This window comes from Serratia sp. Nf2, from assembly GCF_003028435.1.
GTDB classification, from domain to species: Bacteria; Pseudomonadota; Gammaproteobacteria; order Enterobacterales; family Enterobacteriaceae; genus Serratia; species Serratia marcescens_L.
Genome location: NZ_PYTW01000001.1, coordinates 641585 through 658642, shown reverse-complemented (window position 1 = coordinate 658642; position 17058 = coordinate 641585). Strand labels below are relative to the sequence as shown.

The window sequence follows — 17058 nt, the reverse complement described above, 5'->3', positions numbered from 1 at the left end:
CTGCAAGGAGGTTCACAGTGTTTAACCGAATCCGTATCTCTACCAGCTTGTTCCTGTTGTTGATGACCTTCTGCGTTCTGCAGTTGGCTAGCAGCGGCCTGTCGTATTCCGCGTTTCGTTCCGATAACCACAACCTCGACATCATCACCCTTGGCAGCCAGCAGCGCGATTCGCTCAGCCTGAGCTGGGTGTCGCTGTTGCAGGCGCGCAATACGCTGAACCGCGCCGGCACCCGTGCGGCGCTGAAACTGCCACAGGAGCAGGTGAACGAATTGATGAGTAGCGCCCGCAGTTCGCTGCAGAAGGCCGATCTCTATTTCAATCAGTTCATGGCGGTTGAGCGCAGCAGTGAGCAACAGCGTCAGCAGACGGCAACCACCAAGGCCAGCTACGAGCGGCTGCGCGGCGCGCTGCGTGAGCTGATCGACTTCCTGGAGAAAGGGGAGCTGCAGGCATTTATGGACCAGCCGACGCAGAAAACCCAGGACCTGTTCGAAGCCGACTTCGTGCAGTACCTGCAGTTGGTCAACGGCGACATCAGCGAAGCCAGAGACGCCAACCAGTTCTCCTTCACGCTGGCGGGCCTGATGCTGGCGGGGGCGGTCTTGATGCTGATCGTGGTGACCGGCAGCGCCATGTGGTGGTTACGCACCATGCTGGTACAGCCGCTGAACCAAATCCGCAGCCACTTTGAACGCATCGCCGCCGGCGATTTGGCGACGCCGATTCAGGTGTATGGCCGCAATGAAATCAGCATGCTGTTCGCCAGCCTGCAACGCACGCAGCAGTCGCTGATCGGCACCGTCGGCGCCGTGCGCGACGGCGCGGAGTCGATTCTGATCGGCCTGCAGGAGATCTCCGAAGGCAATAACGATCTCTCTTCCCGCACCGAGCAGCAGGCCGCTTCGCTGGAAGAAACCGCCGCCAGCATGGAACAGCTGACCGCCACGGTGAAACAGAACGCCGACAATGCGCGGCAGGCTTCTCAGCTGGCGCGTGACGCCTCGGCCACCGCGGCCAAGGGCGGCGAACTGGCCGGCGACGTGGTGACCACCATGCACGACATCGCCAACAGTTCGCAGAAAATCGGCGCCATCACCAGCGTGATTGACGGCATCGCCTTCCAGACCAACATTCTGGCGCTCAATGCGGCGGTGGAAGCGGCGCGCGCCGGCGAACAGGGGCGCGGTTTCGCCGTGGTTGCCGGCGAAGTGCGCAACCTGGCGAGCCGCAGCGCGCAGGCGGCGAAAGAGATCAAGGGGCTGATCGATGAATCGGTCAGCCGCGTCAAACACGGCTCGGTGCTGGTGGAAAACTCCGGCGCCACCATGCAGGACATCGTGCGTTCGGTGACCCGCGTGACCGACATCATGGGCGAGATCGCGTCGGCTTCGGATGAACAGAGCCGCGGCATCGAGCAGGTGACGCAGGCGGTGACCCAGATGGATCAGGTCACCCAGCAGAACGCCGCGCTGGTGGAAGAGTCCGCTTCTGCCGCCACCGCGCTGGAAGAGCAGGCTATTACCCTGGCCGACGCGGTCGCGGTATTCCGTCTGGCGGACGATAACTTCGTCGCGCCAGGTAACAGCAGCAACGCAGTTTCACCTGTGGTAAAGGAAGCCCAAGATTGTTAAACCGCATAAGCAGCACGTTTTTCCCCGGTGAGGTGGCATGAAACAGGCGCCGTCAACTTCTAACCGGGATACTGCGTCGATGTTGACGCAAATGGTGCAGCGCCTGCCGCTGTCGGACGTGCATTTTCGCCGTATCAGCCAGTTGATTTATCAACGCGCCGGTATCGTGCTGGCGGAGCATAAGCGCGAGATGGTTTACAACCGCCTGGTGCGCCGTTTGCGGCTGTTGGGATTGCACGATTTCGGCGACTATCTGGCGCTGCTGGAAAGCGACCCGAACAGCGCGGAGTGGCAGGCGTTCATCAACGCGCTAACCACCAACCTGACGGCCTTTTTCCGCGAGGCGCATCACTTCCCGATCCTGGCGGAACACGCGCGCTCGCGGCCGAACGGCTACAGCGTCTGGAGCACCGCGGCCTCGACCGGCGAAGAACCGTATTCGATCGCCATCACGTTGAGCGATGCATTGGGCCAGCGGGCCGGCAGTTGCCAGGTCTGGGCCAGCGACATCGATACGCAGGTGCTGGAAAAAGCGGAGGCGGGCGTTTACCGCCAGGAAGATCTGCGCACCCTGACGCCGACCCAAATGCAGCGCTATTTCCTGCGCGGCACCGGGCCGCATCAGGGGCTGGTGCGCGTGCGGCCGGAACTGGCGGCGCGGGTGAACTTCCAGCCGCTGAACCTGCTGGCGCCGGAGTGGGCGCTGCCGGGGCAATTCGACGCCATTTTTTGCCGCAACGTCATGATCTATTTCGATAAGGCGACGCAGGAGCGCATCCTGCGCCGCTTCGTTCCCTTACTTAAGCCGGGGGGGCTGATGTTCGCCGGCCACTCCGAGAATTTCAGCCAAATCAGCCGGGATTTCTACTTGCGTGGGCAGACCGTGTATGGGCTGACCAAGGAGAGGTAATGAGTAAAATCAGAGTGTTATGCGTAGACGATTCGGCACTGATGCGCCAACTGATGACGGAAATCGTGAACGGCCACGCCGACATGGAGATGGTGGCGACCGCGCCGGATCCGTTGGTGGCGCGCGATCTGATCAAAAAATTTAATCCTCAGGTGCTGACGCTGGACGTCGAGATGCCACGCATGGACGGGCTGGATTTCCTCGAGAAGCTGATGCGCCTGCGGCCGATGCCGGTGGTGATGGTCTCTTCGCTGACCGGCAAAGGGTCTGAGATCACGCTGCGTGCGCTGGAGCTGGGCGCGGTGGACTTTGTGACCAAACCGCAGCTCGGCATTCGCGAAGGCATGTTGGCCTACAGCGAGCTGATTGCCGAGAAGATCCGCACCGCTGCCAAGGCGCGCCTGCCGCAGCGTTCCAACAGCCCTGCGCCGGCGATCCTCAGCCACGCGCCGCTGCTGAGCAGTGAAAAACTGATCGCCATCGGCGCTTCCACCGGCGGCACCGAAGCGATCCGCCAGGTGCTGCAGCCGCTGCCGGCGACCAGCCCGGCGCTGCTGATCACCCAGCACATGCCGCCCGGTTTCACCCGTTCGTTCGCCGAGCGGCTGAACAAGCTGTGTCAGATCACGGTGAAAGAAGCGGAGGACGGCGAGCGCGTGCTGCCGGGCCACGCCTACATCGCGCCGGGGGACCGCCACCTGGAGCTGGCGCGCAGCGGTGCCAACTATCAGGTGAAGCTGCATGACGGCCCGGCGGTCAACCGCCATCGTCCGTCTGTCGATGTGTTGTTCCGTTCGGTGGCGCAATATGCCGGCCGCAATGCGGTGGGGGTGATCCTCACCGGCATGGGCAACGACGGCGCGGCAGGGATGCTGGAGATGCACCGCGCCGGGGCGTATACCCTGGCGCAGAACGAGGCGAGCTGTGTGGTGTTCGGCATGCCGCGCGAGGCGATCGCCAGCGGCGGCGTCAGCGAAGTGGTCGAGTTGGACAGGATGAGCCAGCGCATGTTGGCGCAGATTTCCGGCGGCCAGGCATTGCGCATTTGATTTTAGTCCGCAGGGTTTACCCGGCGGCGATATGACCCAGGTTCGCCGCGCGGTGGCCTGCGGTTTTGCATCATTAAACGGTTAACTATTTCAGGAGTAACAATGGCAGACAAGAACCTCAGATTTCTGGTTGTGGACGACTTTTCCACCATGCGCCGCATCGTCAGAAATCTGCTCAAAGAGCTGGGCTTCAACAACGTCGAAGAAGCTGAAGACGGCGCGGATGCGCTGAACAAGCTGCGCGCCGGCGGTTTCGACTTTGTGGTGTCCGACTGGAACATGCCGAACATGGACGGGCTCGAACTGTTACAGACCATTCGCGCCGACAGCGCGCTGGCCGCGATGCCGGTACTGATGGTGACGGCGGAAGCCAAGAAAGAGAATATCATCGCGGCGGCGCAGGCCGGCGCCAGCGGTTATGTAGTGAAACCATTTACGGCGGCGACGCTGGAAGAAAAGCTCAACAAGATTTTTGAAAAATTGGGCATGTAAGGAGAGGGCGATGAGAGACATTCCAATGCCTGCCAGCGATGCAGCGACCGCGGGAGAGATCATCTCCCGCATCGGCCAACTGACCCGAATGCTGCGCGACAGCATGCGTGAACTGGGGCTCGATCAGGCGATCGCCCAGGCGGCAGAAGCGATCCCGGATGCGCGCGACCGTCTTGACTATGTCGTAACCATGACGGCGCAGGCGGCGGAACGGGCGTTGAACTGCGTGGAGGCGGCGCAACCGCGCCAGGCGGAGCTGGAATCCGGCGCGAACGCGTTGAAAGGGCGCTGGGACGAGTGGTTCGCCAATCCTATCGAACTGGACGACGCGCGTTCTCTGGTTAACGACACGCGCCAGTATCTGGATCAGGTGCCGGGCCATACGGCCTTCACCAATGCCCAGCTGCTGGAAATCATGATGGCGCAGGACTTCCAGGATCTGACCGGTCAGGTGATCAAGCGCATGATGGACGTGGTGCAGGAGATCGAAAAGCAGCTGCTGATGGTGCTGATGGAAAACATGCCGGAGCAACCGGTGAAGGAAAAACGGCCGAACGACAGCCTGCTGAACGGCCCGCAGCTCGACCAGAACGGCGTCGGCGTGATCGCCAACCAGGCGCAGGTCGACGATCTGCTCGACAGCCTCGGTTTCTAAGGCTTTTCGGGGCGCGCGACGGCGCGCCCCGAAAGTTGCGCGGTGTCCCGCAAAGATTAATGTATATAGCATTGCTATATACATCATGGCGGTTATAATTTGTACTCCAGTTAAAGGAGGTCGCCATGACGTTAGGTTCTGTCTTTACCAATAATCGGACACAGGCTGTACGCTTGCCTGCAGAGGTGCGTTTCCCTGATACCGTTTCTAAAGTGACCGTCCGCGTAGTGGGCAAAGAGCGCATTCTTGCCCCCCTGGAGAATACCTGGGACAGCTTCTTCTGTGCGGAAAATGAGGTGAGCGATGATTTCCTTAATGAACGTGCCGGACAGCACCAACGCGAGCGGGAAGATTTTTGATGTTCAGCCATATGCTGGACACCAACATTGTTATCTATGTCATTAAGCGCCGGCCGCTGGAAGTGCTGGAGGCATTCAATCGCTATGCAGGTAAAATGGTCATTTCGTCGATCACCTATGGCGAATTGGTTCACGGGGTGGAGAAAAGCGCTCGGCCAGCGGTGAACGCCAGAGTCGTTGAGGATTTTGTCTCCCGATTGGACATTCTCGATTACAGCGCCAAAGCGGCATCGCACTACGGCAACATCCGGGCTGCGCTGGAACGCCAGGGAACGCCTATTGGCGTAAACGATCTACATATCGCCGGGCATGCGCGCAGCGAAGGATTGATCCTGGTGACCAATAATCGACGCGAATTTGAGCGCGTTGAGGGTTTGCGGCTGGAAAATTGGTTGTAACGTCTCCCTGATGGTCTCATCCCCTAAATAACCCGCCTTTTCCCCCGTTGTTCCGTCAATGACATCGCCAATTTTTTGGCATGCTGACCGCCATTCTTTACCCTCCCGACACAGGAACGGCGTTTCGTGGCTGAAGACAGCGATCTGGAAAAAAGCGAGGCCCCCACGCCCCACAGGCTGGAAAAGGCGCGTGAAGACGGCCAGATCCCGCGTTCCCGCGAACTGACCTCGGTACTGATGCTGCTCTCAGGCCTGGCGATCATCCTGATGTCCGGCAGCAACATGGCGCAACAGCTGGCGGCGATGCTCACGCAGGGGTTGAACTTCGACCACGGCATGGTCAGCAACGATAAACAGATGCTGCGGCAGCTGGGTATGTTGCTGCGCCAGGCGGTGCTGGCGCTGTTGCCAATCATGGCGGGGCTGGTGCTGGTGGCGCTCGCCGCGCCGATGCTGTTGGGGGGCATTCTGTTCAGCGGCAAGTCGATCAAATTCGACCTGAAGCGGCTGAACCCGCTGTCGGGCTTGAAGCGTATCTTTTCCAGCCAGGTGCTGGCCGAGCTGCTGAAAGGGATCCTGAAAGCGACGCTGGTCGGCTGGGTGACCGGCCTCTATCTCTGGCATAACTGGGCGGCAATGCTGCATCTGATGACCCAGCAGCCGCTCGACGCGTTGGGCAATGCGCTGCAGATGATTCTGTTCTGCGGTTTTCTGGTGGTGCTGGGATTGACGCCGATGGTGGCGTTCGACGTGTTCTACCAGCTGTGGAGCCACTTCAAAAAGCTGAAGATGACCAAGCAGGATATTCGCGACGAATTCAAAGACCAGGAAGGGGACCCGCACGTCAAGGGGCGCATTCGTCAGCAGCAGCGGGCGATCGCCCGGCGCCGCATGATGGCCGATGTGCCCAAGGCGGACGTGATCGTCACCAACCCGACGCACTACGCCGTCGCGTTGCAGTACAACGACAAAAAAATGAGCGCGCCGAAGGTGCTGGCCAAAGGGGCCGGCGAAATCGCCTTACGCATTCGCGAGCTCGGTGCTGAGCATCGCATCCCGATGCTGGAGGCGCCGCCGCTGGCGCGCGCGCTGTATCGGCACAGCGAGATTGGACAACATATCCCGGCCACCCTGTATGCCGCGGTCGCCGAAGTGCTGGCCTGGGTGTACCAACTGCGCCGCTGGCGGCGCGAGGGCGGCCTGATCCCGAAAAAACCTGAACGTTTACCGGTGCCGGAAGCACTGGATTTTGCAAAAGAGAGTGACTCTGATGGCTAATTTGGCCTCCCTGCTTCGTTTGCCGGGCAATTTTAAAGATACGCAGTGGCAGGTATTGGCCGGCCCGGTGTTGATCCTGCTGATCCTGTCGATGATGGTGTTGCCGTTGCCGGCGTTTATCCTCGACCTGCTGTTTACCTTCAACATCGCGCTGTCGATCATGGTGCTGCTGGTGGCGATGTTCACCCAGCGCACGCTCGAATTCGCCGCCTTCCCGACCATCCTGCTGTTCTCCACGCTGCTGCGTTTGTCGCTCAACGTCGCGTCGACGCGCATCATCTTGCTGGAAGGGCACACCGGTTCCGCCGCCGCCGGCCGCGTGGTGGAGGCCTTCGGCCATTTCCTGGTGGGCGGCAACTTCGCCATCGGTATCGTGGTGTTCATCATCCTGGTGTTGATCAACTTCATGGTCATCACCAAGGGGGCCGGGCGTATCGCCGAAGTGGGCGCGCGTTTCGTCCTGGACGGCATGCCGGGCAAGCAGATGGCGATCGACGCCGACCTGAACGCCGGGTTGATCGGCGAGGACGAAGCGAAGAAACGCCGCGCCGAAGTCACTCAAGAGGCCGATTTCTACGGCTCAATGGACGGCGCCAGTAAATTCGTGCGCGGCGACGCCATCGCCGGCCTGATGATTATGGTGCTGAACGTGGTCGGCGGCCTGTTGGTCGGCGTGGTGCAACACGGCATGGAGCTGGGGGCGGCGGCGGAAAGCTATACGCTGCTGACCATCGGCGACGGCCTGGTGGCGCAGATCCCGGCGTTGGTGATCTCCACCGCCGCCGGCGTTATCGTCACCCGCGTCGCGACCGATCAGGACGTCGGCGAGCAGATGGTGGGCCAGCTGTTCAACAATCCGCGCGTGATGCTGCTGAGCGCCGGGGTGCTGGGGCTGTTGGGCCTGGTACCGGGCATGCCGAACCTGGTGTTCCTGCTGTTTACCGCCGCTTTGCTGGGCCTGGCCTGGTGGCTGCGAGGCCGTGAACAACAGGCACCGAAAACGGTGGAGGCGCCGGTGATGCCGGAGAACCCGCAGGCCGCCGAAGCCAGCTGGGCCGACGTGCAGTTGGAAGACCCGCTGGGGATGGAGGTGGGCTATCGGTTGATTCCGATGGTCGATTTTCAACAAAACGGTGAGCTGCTGGGGCGTATCCGCGGTATTCGCAAGAAATTTGCGCAGGACATGGGCTATCTGCCGCCGGTAGTACACATTCGCGACAACCTGGAACTGCCGCCTGCCAGCTACCGCATCCTGATGAAAGGCGTCGAGATCGGCAGCGGTGAAGCGCAGCCGGGCCGCTGGCTGGCGATCAACCCCGGCAATGCCGTGGGGGAGCTGGCGGGAGACAAAACCGTCGATCCGGCCTTTGGGCTCGAGGCGGTGTGGATCGACAGCGCATTGCGCGAGCAGGCGCAGATCCAGGGCTTTACCGTGGTGGAAGCCAGCACCGTAGTGGCGACGCATCTTAATCACCTGATCGGCCAGTTCGCCAGCGAGCTGTTTGGCCGCCAGGAAACCCAACAGTTGCTGGATCGCGTGTCGCAGGAGATGCCGAAACTGACCGAAGACTTCGTGCCGGGCGTGGTATCACTGACCACGCTGCACAAGGTGCTGCAAAACCTGCTGGCCGAGCGTGTTTCTATCCGCGATATGCGCACCATCGTCGAAACGCTGGCGGAGCATGCCCCGGCGCAAAGCGATCCTTATGAGCTGACCACCGTGGTGCGGGTGGCGCTGGGCCGGGCGATCACGCAGCAGTGGTTCCCGGGCAACGGCGAGATTCAGGTCATCGGTCTGGATACCCAACTGGAGCGTTTGTTGCTGCAGGCGTTGCAGGGCGGTGGCGGTCTGGAGCCGGGGCTGGCCGATCGCCTGCTGGATCAGGCGCGCCAGGCGCTGCAGCGGCAAGAGATGCTCAGCGCGCCGCCGGTGCTGCTGGTCAACCATGCGCTGCGGGCCTTGCTGGCGCGCTTCCTGCGCCGCAGCCTGCCGCAGATCGTGGTGTTGTCCAACCTCGAAATCAACGACGATCGCCAGATTCGCATGACGTCGACCATTGGAGCCGCCTGATGAAACGTTGTCTGTTCGTGTTGTGTTTGCTGGTGCCGTTAACCGCCGGCGCGGTGTCCGGCTCCTGGGTGGCCGAAGGGGCGGGCGTGACGTTGGAACAGGGCGGCATGCGCGATGAGTCCGCCGGTTTGCGGCCGCCGAACGCGTTGCCGGATGCCAATGCGCGCATCATCAGCGTCAGCTGGCGCTATCGTTTACTGGGGCCGGAGCCGGCCGGGCTGCAGGCCCAGCTGTGTACGGTGAACCGCTGCATTCCGCTCGGCGGCGGCAGCGGCAGCAGCAACGGTTTGCAGGGCGAACCGGCCAATGCGGAATTGCGCTTTGTCTATTACGTGCAGTCGCAAGGCGGGCTGAACCCGCCGCTGCGGGTGATTGGCAATCAGGTCATCGTTAATTATCAGTAGGATCAGGCCAGAATTTGCAGGCCGTTGCGTTCCACCAGCGTCAGCAGCTTCATCGCGGCGGAGTTCGGTTGCGCTTCGCCGCGCTCCCATTTCTGCACCGCCTTTTTACTGACGTTAAGATACAGCGCAAATACCGGCTGACTGACGTTTTCCCGTTCGCGCAGCGCGCGGATCTCGGCCGGCCCGAACTGTTTCACCGGCCGCAGACACAGCATGTCGAAGGTGCGCATGGTCACGTCGTCGACGAAACCGGCGCGGTGCAGGCCCTGAACTTCCTGGTGGATCGATTTCAGCATCTTGCTCATAGTTGTAACCTTATTAATTCCCCGCAGTTGACCAGCTGATACAGTCTGAATGGTGAATAATCCAGATACAGCGCCGCCAAATGCCGCCAGGAAATTAACTCTTCCTGATTGATGTTGTCTCTTTCGTTTTTGGCAAAGCCATACATGAAAAAGATCCTGCCTTCATCTGCCGTTGCGATTAATACCCGATACCCGCGCCGTTTTCCACTCCCCATCCGGGCGATGCGTTTTTTGTAAACGCAACCACCGAGATTGGCGTCGTACAACTGATTTTGCATCTCTCGTGCCGCTTTCACTATCGTGGCGTCACTAATGCGTTCGTCGCCGGCAAATGTCTGGAAGGCTTTTGTGAGATAAATGTCGGTCATTCACTCTCCGTGTGAAAATATACCCTTAATGGGTACAGATCAAGATGTTTAACGACCGAGCTAAGATGACGAAATAGAGAGTGATGGGGAACAGGCAAATATCCGTTCTGCGCAGCCTGGCGCATAACGTTAAGGGAATTCAGAAAGCAAAAAGAAGAAAATGCGAGAGGGCGCGCATAACCGGGGAAACCCGCGCCCGGCGCTGCGCACACCGGGCGAAATCAGGGGGTTAGACGCCGATTTTTCTGCCGAGCAGGCTGCCGGCGTGCGACTGGCCGTCCGGGCCATACAGCGATTTGTTGTTCTTGCTGAGGATGGCCAGCGCCTGCGCGTTATGGTCGATCTGTTGATTGAGCAGCAAGCCATTGTGCTGATTCTTTTCGCGCAGCGTTTGGCTCAGCAATTGAATGCGCTGCCAGCGATCGGCCAGAGACGCATGGCTGGAATAGGGCGCGCGTTGCCCGCAGGCTTTTTCCTGCCCCAGACGCTGTTGCTCGAGGTAGGCGACCGTCGCCAGCAGTTGGCTTTTGGCATCGGTGACGCGCTGCAATGCCACGCCGGGCAACTGGCCGGAACACAGCAAGTCGTGCTCTTCCTCCAGCACGCCATTGAGCGCCCGCAGCGTTTCCAACAGTTTGTCCAGCAGTTGTGCCAGGTTTTCCATAGTGATGACTTATCCTTTACCGCTACTCGCCGCGCGCTGTCAGTCGCGTCCGGCGATCCATTGAATATCGCTCTGTGCGTCTTGCAGCAGCGCGTCGGCGATTTTGCCGGCGTCCATCTTCAGTTCGCCGCTGCGGATCGCCTGCTTGATGGCCTCGACCCGGCCCATATCGATATCCTGGGAACCCGGTTGCATCAGACGCGCCTGCGCCTCGCTCAGTTTGACCTGCGTGCCGCTGACGGCCGTTTCTGCCACGGCGGCCTTGCGCGGTTGGAGCGGGTTGTCGGCCGGGGTTTCACGTGGTTGCACAGTGGAAACCGGCTGTAACCGCTGGGTGCGATCGATACTCATGGTCCATCTCCGTTTACGCCGTGACCGCTGGCGGGCGACGACGCTGCAATGAAAGTTTTGCGGCCCTGGTGGCCAATAAAATGCTGCTTGATTTGTCTTATCGGCAAGGTTTGCGGAACCTTTACTTTTTTATAACGTAATGCGAATCGCGCCGTCGTCTCCGACCACGCCGCTGACGATCTGTCCGGACGCCATCCGCACGCGCACGCTGTCTTCGGCGGCGGCGTTGTTCATCGCCTTGCCCGACCCGCTGATGTTGAATCCTTCGCCCTGCGCGTTGACCTGCACCGATTGCCCCGCCTTGATAATCCAGGCGCGGCGCAGCATGGCGAGGGTCAGCGGTTGGCCAGGGCTGATGTTGCGCAGGCTGACGGCGCCCAACGCTTTGCCCGTTTCGGTCAGCGCGCGCGGCGGCAGGGTATCGAGCCGGCCTTCTTTCAACGTCAGATCCGCCGCGGTCAACCGGCTGCCGGCGCTGATGCCGCGCGCCGAAACCAAATAGCGGCCGAACACCTGCACCTGCGTCTGGATAAAACGCCGCTCCTGGCCACAGCGCGCCGAAATACTGACGTTGCCGCCGATCCGCGCGTTGGGCGGCAGCGACAGCTGGGGCAGTTCGCAGGCGGGCCACTGGGCCGGCGGCGTGCGCACCCGCACTTTCACCTGCACCGGCTCACCGGTGAACTTGCCTTGGATGAAGCTTTCGATTTGCGTCGCCAGATCGTCGGCGCGCGCGTTCAGACTGCACAGCAGGCCGATAAGCAGCAGCATTTTACCTTTCATCGTCATCTTCTCAAGCTTCATCGGGATACGCGTAAGTGTACCCGCAGCGCGCGCAGGCTAAGCAGATAAATAGCGCCCCATTTTGCGTCTATTCCCGCGATAGGGTGGCGCAGGGGGCGTTTATCCTGTCGACTCCAAATTCTAACCTCGCGGAGGGAGCATGCTCGACAAACTGGACGCGGCTCTGCGCTTTGGCCAAGAGGCGCTGAACTTGCGCGCCCAGCGGCAGGAAATTCTGGCCGCCAACATCGCCAACGCAGACACACCGGGTTATCAGGCGCGGGATATCGATTTCGCCAGCCAATTGAACAAAGTGCTGGAACAAGGGCGCGTCAACGGCAACGGCATGTCGCTGAACCTGACGGCGGCGCGCCACATCCCGGCGCAAACCCTGCAGCCGCCGCAGCTCGATCTGTTGTACCGGGTACCGGACCAGCCGTCGATGGACGGCAACACGGTGGACATGGATCGCGAACGCACCAACTTTGCCGATAACAGCCTGAAATATCAGACCGATCTGACGCTGCTCAACGGGCAGATCAAAGGGATGATGTCCGTGCTGCAACAAGGATAAGGCGCATGTCTTTACTGAACATTTTTGATATCTCCGGCTCGGCGCTATCGGCGCAATCCCAGCGCATGAACGTCAGCGCCAGCAACATGGCCAACGCCGACAGCGTGACCGGCCCGGACGGCGAGCCTTACCGCGCCAAACAGGTGGTGTTCCAGGTCGCGGCGGCGCCTGGGCAGCCGACCGGCGGCGTGCGCGTCGCCCAGGTGGTGGACGATCCGGCGCCCGAGCGTCTGGTGTACCAGCCGGGCAACCCGCTGGCGGACGCCAAGGGCTACGTGCGCATGCCGAACGTCGACGTAGTGGGGGAAATGGTCAACACCATCTCCGCTTCCCGCAGCTACCAGGCCAACGTCGAGGTGCTCAACACCACCAAGTCGATGATGATGAAAACCCTGACGCTGGGTCAGTAACCGGAGGTTCCCATGGCTATTGCCGCAACCACGAACGAGTCGTTGGACAACACCGTCATCGGTAACAACAGCAAAAATACCAACAGCCAGGATCTGCACAACAGCTTCCTGACGCTGCTGGTGGCGCAGTTGAAAAACCAGGATCCGACCAATCCGATGCAGAACAACGAACTGACTTCGCAGCTGGCGCAGATCAACACCGTTCAGGGTATCGAAAAACTCAACACCACGCTGGGATCGATCTCCGGTCAGATCAACAGCAACCAGTCGCTGCAGGCGACTGCGCTGATCGGTCACGGCGTAATGGTGCCGGGCAACAACATTCTGGTCGGCAGCAAGGACGGCAAGGTCAGCACCACGCCGTTCGGCGTGGAACTGGAGCGCGCCGCCGATCAGGTGACTGCCACCATCACCAACGCCAGCGGGCAGGTGGTGCGCACCATCGAAATCGGCGGCCTGACCGCCGGCGTGCATGCCTTCACCTGGGACGGTTCGCTGGATGACGGCTCTACCGCGCCAGACGGCGCCTACAAAGTGGCGATTAACGCCAAAGGCAACGGCGAGCAGTTGGTGGCGCGTAGCCTGCACTTCGGGCTGGTCAACGGCGTGATCCGCGACGGCAACGGCGCCAAGCTGGATCTTGGCCTGGCGGGCAACGCCACCCTGGAAGACGTGCGACAGATCTTATAACCCCAAGCATCAGGCTCAATCGGACGATAGCCTGACCACTATTCGGAGAATAACATGGCTTTTTCTCAGGCAGTCAGCGGCTTGAACGCGGCAGCAACCAACCTTGATGTGATCGGTAACAACATCGCCAACTCCGCGACCGCGGGCTTCAAATCCGGCAGCGTGTCCTTCGCCGACATGTTCGCCGGTTCGCAGGTCGGGCTGGGCGTTAAAGTGTCCGGCATCACCCAGAACTTCAAGGGCGGCACCACCACCGGCACCAGCCGTTCATTGGATGTGGCCATCAACGGCAACGGCTTTTTCCGCATGCAGGATAAAGACGGCGGCATCTTCTATACCCGCAACGGCCAGTTCAAGCTGGACGAAAATCGCAATCTGACCAACATGCAGGGCCTGCAGCTGACCGGTTACCCGGCGGCCGGCTCCCCACCGACCATTCAGCAGGGCGCCAACCCGGTGCCGTTGAGCATTCCTGAAGGCATGATGAACGCCAAGGCGTCCACCTCCGGCCAGATGGTCGCCAACCTGATGTCGACCCATGAAGTGCCGAAAAACAAGACCTTCGATCCGACCAAACAGGACAGCTACAACTATACCAATACCATCACCGCCTACGATTCTCTGGGTAACGCGCACAACATCAACGCCTACTTCGTGAAGACTGAAGACAACAAGTGGCAGGTCTATACCCAGGATGGTAGCGCCGCGCCAGTGAACGCCGGCACCATGGAGTTCAACACCAGCGGCAGCCTGGTGAAAACCACCAGCACCAACGGTGCGCCGGGCGAGTTCAGCATGGTGATCCCGATGACCGCCAAAGACGGTGCGCCGGCGCAAAACTTTACCCTGAGCTTCGCTGGCAGCATGCAGCAGAACGTGAGCAGCGACTCGGTGAGCAAAGTATCGCAGGACGGTTATGCCGCCGGTGAATACACGGGCTATCAGATCAACAACGACGGCACCATCATGGGGGTCTATTCCAACCAGCAGACCCAGCTGTTGGGCCAGATCGTCATGGCTAACTTCTCCAACCCGGAAGGGCTGGCGTCGCAGGGCGATAACGTTTGGCAGGAAACCGGCGCGTCCGGCCAGCCGCGTGTCGGTCTTGCGGGCGGCGGCGGCTTAGGAAAGCTGACCAGTGGCGCGCTGGAATCTTCCAACGTCGATCTGAGCCAGGAGCTGGTGAACATGATCGTCGCGCAGCGTAACTACCAGTCCAACGCCCAGACCATCAAGACGCAGGACTCCATACTGCAGACGCTGGTTAGCCTGCGCTAATAGGGCCAAGTTATGGATCACGCGATTTATACCGCGATGGGCGCGGCGCGCCAAACGCTGGAGCAGCAGTCCATCACCGCCAACAACCTGGCCAACGCGTCGACGCCGGGTTTTCGCGCCCAGCTCGCCGCATTGCGCGCGGTGCCGGTCGACGGGCCGAGCCTGGCAACGCGCACGTTGGTGACCGCCTCGACGCCGGGCGCCGACATGAGCCAGGGGGCGCTGAACTACACCGCGCGTCCGCTGGACGTGGCGCTGCAGCAGGACGGTTTCCTGGCGGTGAGCCTGCCGGGTGGCGGTGAGGCCTATACCCGCAACGGCAACATTCAGATTTCCTCCACCGGGCAGTTGACGGTGCAGGGATTGCCGGTGATGGGTGACGGTGGCCCGATCGAGGTGCCGCCGTCGGCGGAGATCACCATCGCGGCCGACGGCACCATTTCGGCGCTGAACGCCGGCGATCCGCCGAACACCATCGCGCAGATCGGCCGCCTGAAGCTGGTGAAAGCCGATGCACGCGAAGTGATGCGCGGTGACGACGGGCTGTTCCGCCTGACGCCGGAAACTCAACAGCAGCGCGGCAATCAGTTGCAAAACGACCCGCAGGTGCGGGTGATGCCGGGCGTGCTGGAGGGCAGCAACGTCAAGCCGATGGAGACTATGGTCGACATGATCGCCAACGCCCGCCGTTTTGAAATGCAAATGAAGGTCATCCACAGCGTGGATGAAAACGAACAGCGTGCCAACTCACTGCTCTCAATGAGTTAAGCAGCAAGGAAATAACCGATGATTCCATCCTTATGGATTGCCAAAACCGGTCTGGATGCGCAGCAGACCAACATGGACGTGATCGCCAACAACCTGGCGAACGTCAGCACCAATGGCTTCAAACGCCAGCGTGCGGTATTTGAAGATCTGCTGTACCAGACCATGCGTCAGCCGGGGGCGCAGTCCTCCGAGCAGACCACGCTGCCTTCCGGTTTGCAGATCGGTACCGGCGTGCGTCCGGTGGCGACCGAGCGCCTGCACAGCCAGGGCAACCTGTCGCAGACCAACAACAGCAAAGACGTCGCCATCAAGGGGCAGGGATTCTTCCAGGTGATGCTGCCGGACGGCACCCAGGCCTATACCCGCGACGGGTCGTTCCAGATCGATCAGAACGGCCAACTGGTGACCTCCAGCGGTTTCCAGGTGCAGCCGGCGATCACCATTCCGGCGAACGCGCTGTCCATCACCGTCGGCCGCGACGGCATCGTCAGCGTCACCCAGCAGGGGCAAACCGCCGCCCAGCAGGTGGGCCAACTGACGCTGACCACGTTCGTCAACGACAGCGGTCTGGAGAGCGTGGGCGAGAACCTGTATCAGGAAACCGAAAGCTCGGGCGCGCCGAACGAGAGCACCCCGGGGCTGAACGGCGCCGGCTTGCTGTATCAGGGTTACGTGGAAACCTCCAACGTCAACGTGGCGGAAGAGCTGGTCAACATGATCCAGACTCAGCGCGCTTACGAGATCAACAGCAAAGCGGTATCGACCTCCGATCAGATGCTGCAAAAGCTGACGCAACTGTAATCTGTCATTGACGGGCCCGGCTTGCCGCGCCCGTCATTCTCTTTCGTGAAACAAAGGCGATACCCGTGGTAACCACATATTCGATGGCAATCCTGCCGCGGCAGGGACAACGCTGGCTGGCAGGAATGGTGATGCTGACGCTGAGCGGCTGCGCCTATATCCCGCACAAATCGCTGGTGGACGGCGCGACCACGGCGCAGCCCGCGCCGGCCAGCGCGCCGATGCCGAACGGCTCGATCTTCCAGACGGTGCAGCCGATGAACTACGGCTACCAGCCGCTGTTCGAAGACCGCCGTCCGCGCAACGTCGGCGACACCCTGACCATCGTGCTGCAGGAAAACGTCAGCGCCAGCAAAAGCTCCTCCGCCAACGCCAGCCGCAACGGCGCCAGCAAGTTCGGCGTCGCCACCTCGCCGCGTTACCTCGACGGCCTGTTGGGCAATGCGCGCGCCGATATGGACATTTCCGGTGACAGTACCTTCGGCGGCAAGGGCGGCGCCAACGCCAACAACACCTTTAACGGCACCATTACGGTGACGGTCAACCAGGTGCTGGCCAACGGCAACCTGCACGTGGTGGGGGAAAAGCAGATCGCCATCAACCAGGGCACCGAATTCATCCGCTTCTCCGGCGTCGTCAACCCGCGCACCATCAGCGGCAACAACTCGGTCACTTCGACGCAGGTGGCGGACGCACGTATCGAATACGTCGGCAATGGCTATATTAACGAAGCGCAGACCATGGGCTGGCTGCAGCGCTTCTTCTTAAATGTTTCACCGTTTTGAGTACAGGCTATTTTACTTGCCATTTTGAGGT

General features: G+C 60.9%; 22 protein-coding genes. 17 read left to right on the top strand and 5 right to left on the bottom strand.

Annotated elements, in window-relative coordinates:
• Positions 1 to 17 precede the first annotated feature (17 nt).
• From C9411_RS03140 to C9411_RS03095, 10 genes are all read left to right on the top strand, one after another.
• Positions 18 to 1634, top strand: coding sequence for a methyl-accepting chemotaxis protein (locus C9411_RS03140; protein ID WP_107226382.1), 1617 nt, complete (start codon positions 18 to 20; stop codon positions 1632 to 1634).
• 37 nt (positions 1635 to 1671) lie between these two features.
• Positions 1672 to 2544 carry a protein-glutamate O-methyltransferase CheR gene (gene cheR, locus C9411_RS03135; RefSeq protein ID WP_025159837.1) on the top strand — a complete coding sequence of 291 codons (873 nt, stop codon included), beginning with the start codon at positions 1672 to 1674 and terminating at the stop codon, positions 2542 to 2544.
• Entirely contained in the window at positions 2544 to 3593 is a 1050-nt protein-coding gene (locus C9411_RS03130; protein ID WP_063990269.1) for a chemotaxis response regulator protein-glutamate methylesterase, read from the top strand. Before cheR ends, C9411_RS03130 begins: the two co-directional genes overlap by 1 nt.
• A 102-nt stretch (positions 3594 to 3695) precedes the next feature.
• Complete coding sequence (cheY, locus tag C9411_RS03125; RefSeq protein ID WP_004934862.1) at positions 3696 to 4085, top strand: chemotaxis response regulator CheY; 390 nt, start codon at positions 3696 to 3698, stop codon at positions 4083 to 4085.
• Positions 4086 to 4095: 10 nt separating this feature from the next.
• Entirely contained in the window at positions 4096 to 4740 is a 645-nt protein-coding gene (gene cheZ, locus C9411_RS03120; protein WP_004934858.1) for a protein phosphatase CheZ, read from the top strand.
• 125 nt (positions 4741 to 4865) lie between these two features.
• Positions 4866 to 5099 carry a type II toxin-antitoxin system VapB family antitoxin gene (vapB, locus tag C9411_RS03115; protein WP_041035628.1) on the top strand — a complete coding sequence of 78 codons (234 nt, stop codon included), beginning with the start codon at positions 4866 to 4868 and terminating at the stop codon, positions 5097 to 5099.
• Positions 5099 to 5497: a type II toxin-antitoxin system VapC family toxin gene (locus C9411_RS03110; protein ID WP_033640020.1), complete on the top strand. Its 399-nt coding sequence runs from the start codon at positions 5099 to 5101 to the stop codon at positions 5495 to 5497. Before vapB ends, C9411_RS03110 begins: the two co-directional genes overlap by 1 nt.
• A 126-nt stretch (positions 5498 to 5623) precedes the next feature.
• A complete protein-coding gene (gene flhB / locus C9411_RS03105) occupies positions 5624 to 6775 on the top strand; it encodes a flagellar biosynthesis protein FlhB (RefSeq protein WP_015378261.1) in 1152 nt (383 codons plus the stop codon).
• On the top strand, positions 6768 to 8846 hold the full coding sequence (flhA, locus tag C9411_RS03100; RefSeq protein WP_063990267.1) for a flagellar biosynthesis protein FlhA: 2079 nt from the start codon (positions 6768 to 6770) through the stop codon (positions 8844 to 8846). Before flhB ends, flhA begins: the two co-directional genes overlap by 8 nt.
• Positions 8846 to 9250: a flagellar protein FlhE gene (locus C9411_RS03095; RefSeq protein WP_063990266.1), complete on the top strand. Its 405-nt coding sequence runs from the start codon at positions 8846 to 8848 to the stop codon at positions 9248 to 9250. Before flhA ends, C9411_RS03095 begins: the two co-directional genes overlap by 1 nt.
• Before the next feature lie 2 nt (positions 9251 to 9252).
• Here the strand turns inward: C9411_RS03095 and C9411_RS03090 are convergent, their stop codons facing one another.
• From C9411_RS03090 to flgA, 5 genes are all read right to left on the bottom strand, one after another.
• The gene (locus C9411_RS03090; protein ID WP_033632742.1) at positions 9253 to 9555 is read right to left on the bottom strand and encodes a DNA-binding transcriptional regulator; all 303 of its coding nucleotides are present in this window, start codon (positions 9553 to 9555) and stop codon (positions 9253 to 9255) included.
• Positions 9552 to 9923, bottom strand: a complete 372-nt coding sequence (locus tag C9411_RS03085) for a type II toxin-antitoxin system RelE/ParE family toxin (RefSeq protein ID WP_063990265.1) — start codon at positions 9921 to 9923, stop codon at positions 9552 to 9554. The genes C9411_RS03090 and C9411_RS03085 overlap by 4 nt, the downstream gene beginning before the upstream one ends.
• Before the next feature lie 229 nt (positions 9924 to 10152).
• On the bottom strand, positions 10153 to 10587 hold the full coding sequence (locus C9411_RS03080; RefSeq protein ID WP_063990264.1) for a flagella synthesis protein FlgN: 435 nt from the start codon (positions 10585 to 10587) through the stop codon (positions 10153 to 10155).
• A 39-nt stretch (positions 10588 to 10626) separates the two neighbouring features.
• Positions 10627 to 10938, bottom strand: coding sequence for a flagellar biosynthesis anti-sigma factor FlgM (gene flgM / locus C9411_RS03075; RefSeq protein WP_063990263.1), 312 nt, complete (start codon positions 10936 to 10938; stop codon positions 10627 to 10629).
• Between the two features lie 129 nt (positions 10939 to 11067).
• On the bottom strand, positions 11068 to 11721 hold the full coding sequence (gene flgA, locus C9411_RS03070; RefSeq protein ID WP_063990262.1) for a flagellar basal body P-ring formation chaperone FlgA: 654 nt from the start codon (positions 11719 to 11721) through the stop codon (positions 11068 to 11070).
• 160 nt (positions 11722 to 11881) lie between these two features.
• On the opposite strand from flgA, the gene flgB reads away from it, so the two are divergent.
• The 7 genes from flgB to flgH all read left to right on the top strand — a co-directional run bounded on the left by flgB (position 11882) and on the right by flgH (position 17027).
• Positions 11882 to 12295 (top strand): flagellar basal body rod protein FlgB, encoded by a 414-nt coding sequence (gene flgB, locus C9411_RS03065; protein ID WP_033634995.1) that lies wholly within the window; start codon positions 11882 to 11884, stop codon positions 12293 to 12295.
• 5 nt (positions 12296 to 12300) lie between these two features.
• On the top strand, positions 12301 to 12705 hold the full coding sequence (gene flgC, locus C9411_RS03060) for a flagellar basal body rod protein FlgC (protein WP_004934826.1): 405 nt from the start codon (positions 12301 to 12303) through the stop codon (positions 12703 to 12705).
• 12 nt (positions 12706 to 12717) lie between these two features.
• On the top strand, positions 12718 to 13395 hold the full coding sequence (gene flgD / locus C9411_RS03055; protein ID WP_016927297.1) for a flagellar hook assembly protein FlgD: 678 nt from the start codon (positions 12718 to 12720) through the stop codon (positions 13393 to 13395).
• A 54-nt stretch (positions 13396 to 13449) separates the two neighbouring features.
• On the top strand, positions 13450 to 14673 hold the full coding sequence (gene flgE, locus C9411_RS03050) for a flagellar hook protein FlgE (RefSeq protein WP_063990261.1): 1224 nt from the start codon (positions 13450 to 13452) through the stop codon (positions 14671 to 14673).
• A gap of 12 nt (positions 14674 to 14685) precedes the next feature.
• Positions 14686 to 15441, top strand: coding sequence for a flagellar basal body rod protein FlgF (locus tag C9411_RS03045; protein ID WP_025303261.1), 756 nt, complete (start codon positions 14686 to 14688; stop codon positions 15439 to 15441).
• 18 nt (positions 15442 to 15459) lie between these two features.
• The gene (flgG, locus tag C9411_RS03040; RefSeq protein WP_004934819.1) at positions 15460 to 16242 is read left to right on the top strand and encodes a flagellar basal-body rod protein FlgG; all 783 of its coding nucleotides are present in this window, start codon (positions 15460 to 15462) and stop codon (positions 16240 to 16242) included.
• An 83-nt stretch (positions 16243 to 16325) separates the two neighbouring features.
• Complete coding sequence (gene flgH, locus C9411_RS03035; protein ID WP_107226381.1) at positions 16326 to 17027, top strand: flagellar basal body L-ring protein FlgH; 702 nt, start codon at positions 16326 to 16328, stop codon at positions 17025 to 17027.
• Positions 17028 to 17058: the final 31 nt, after the last annotated feature.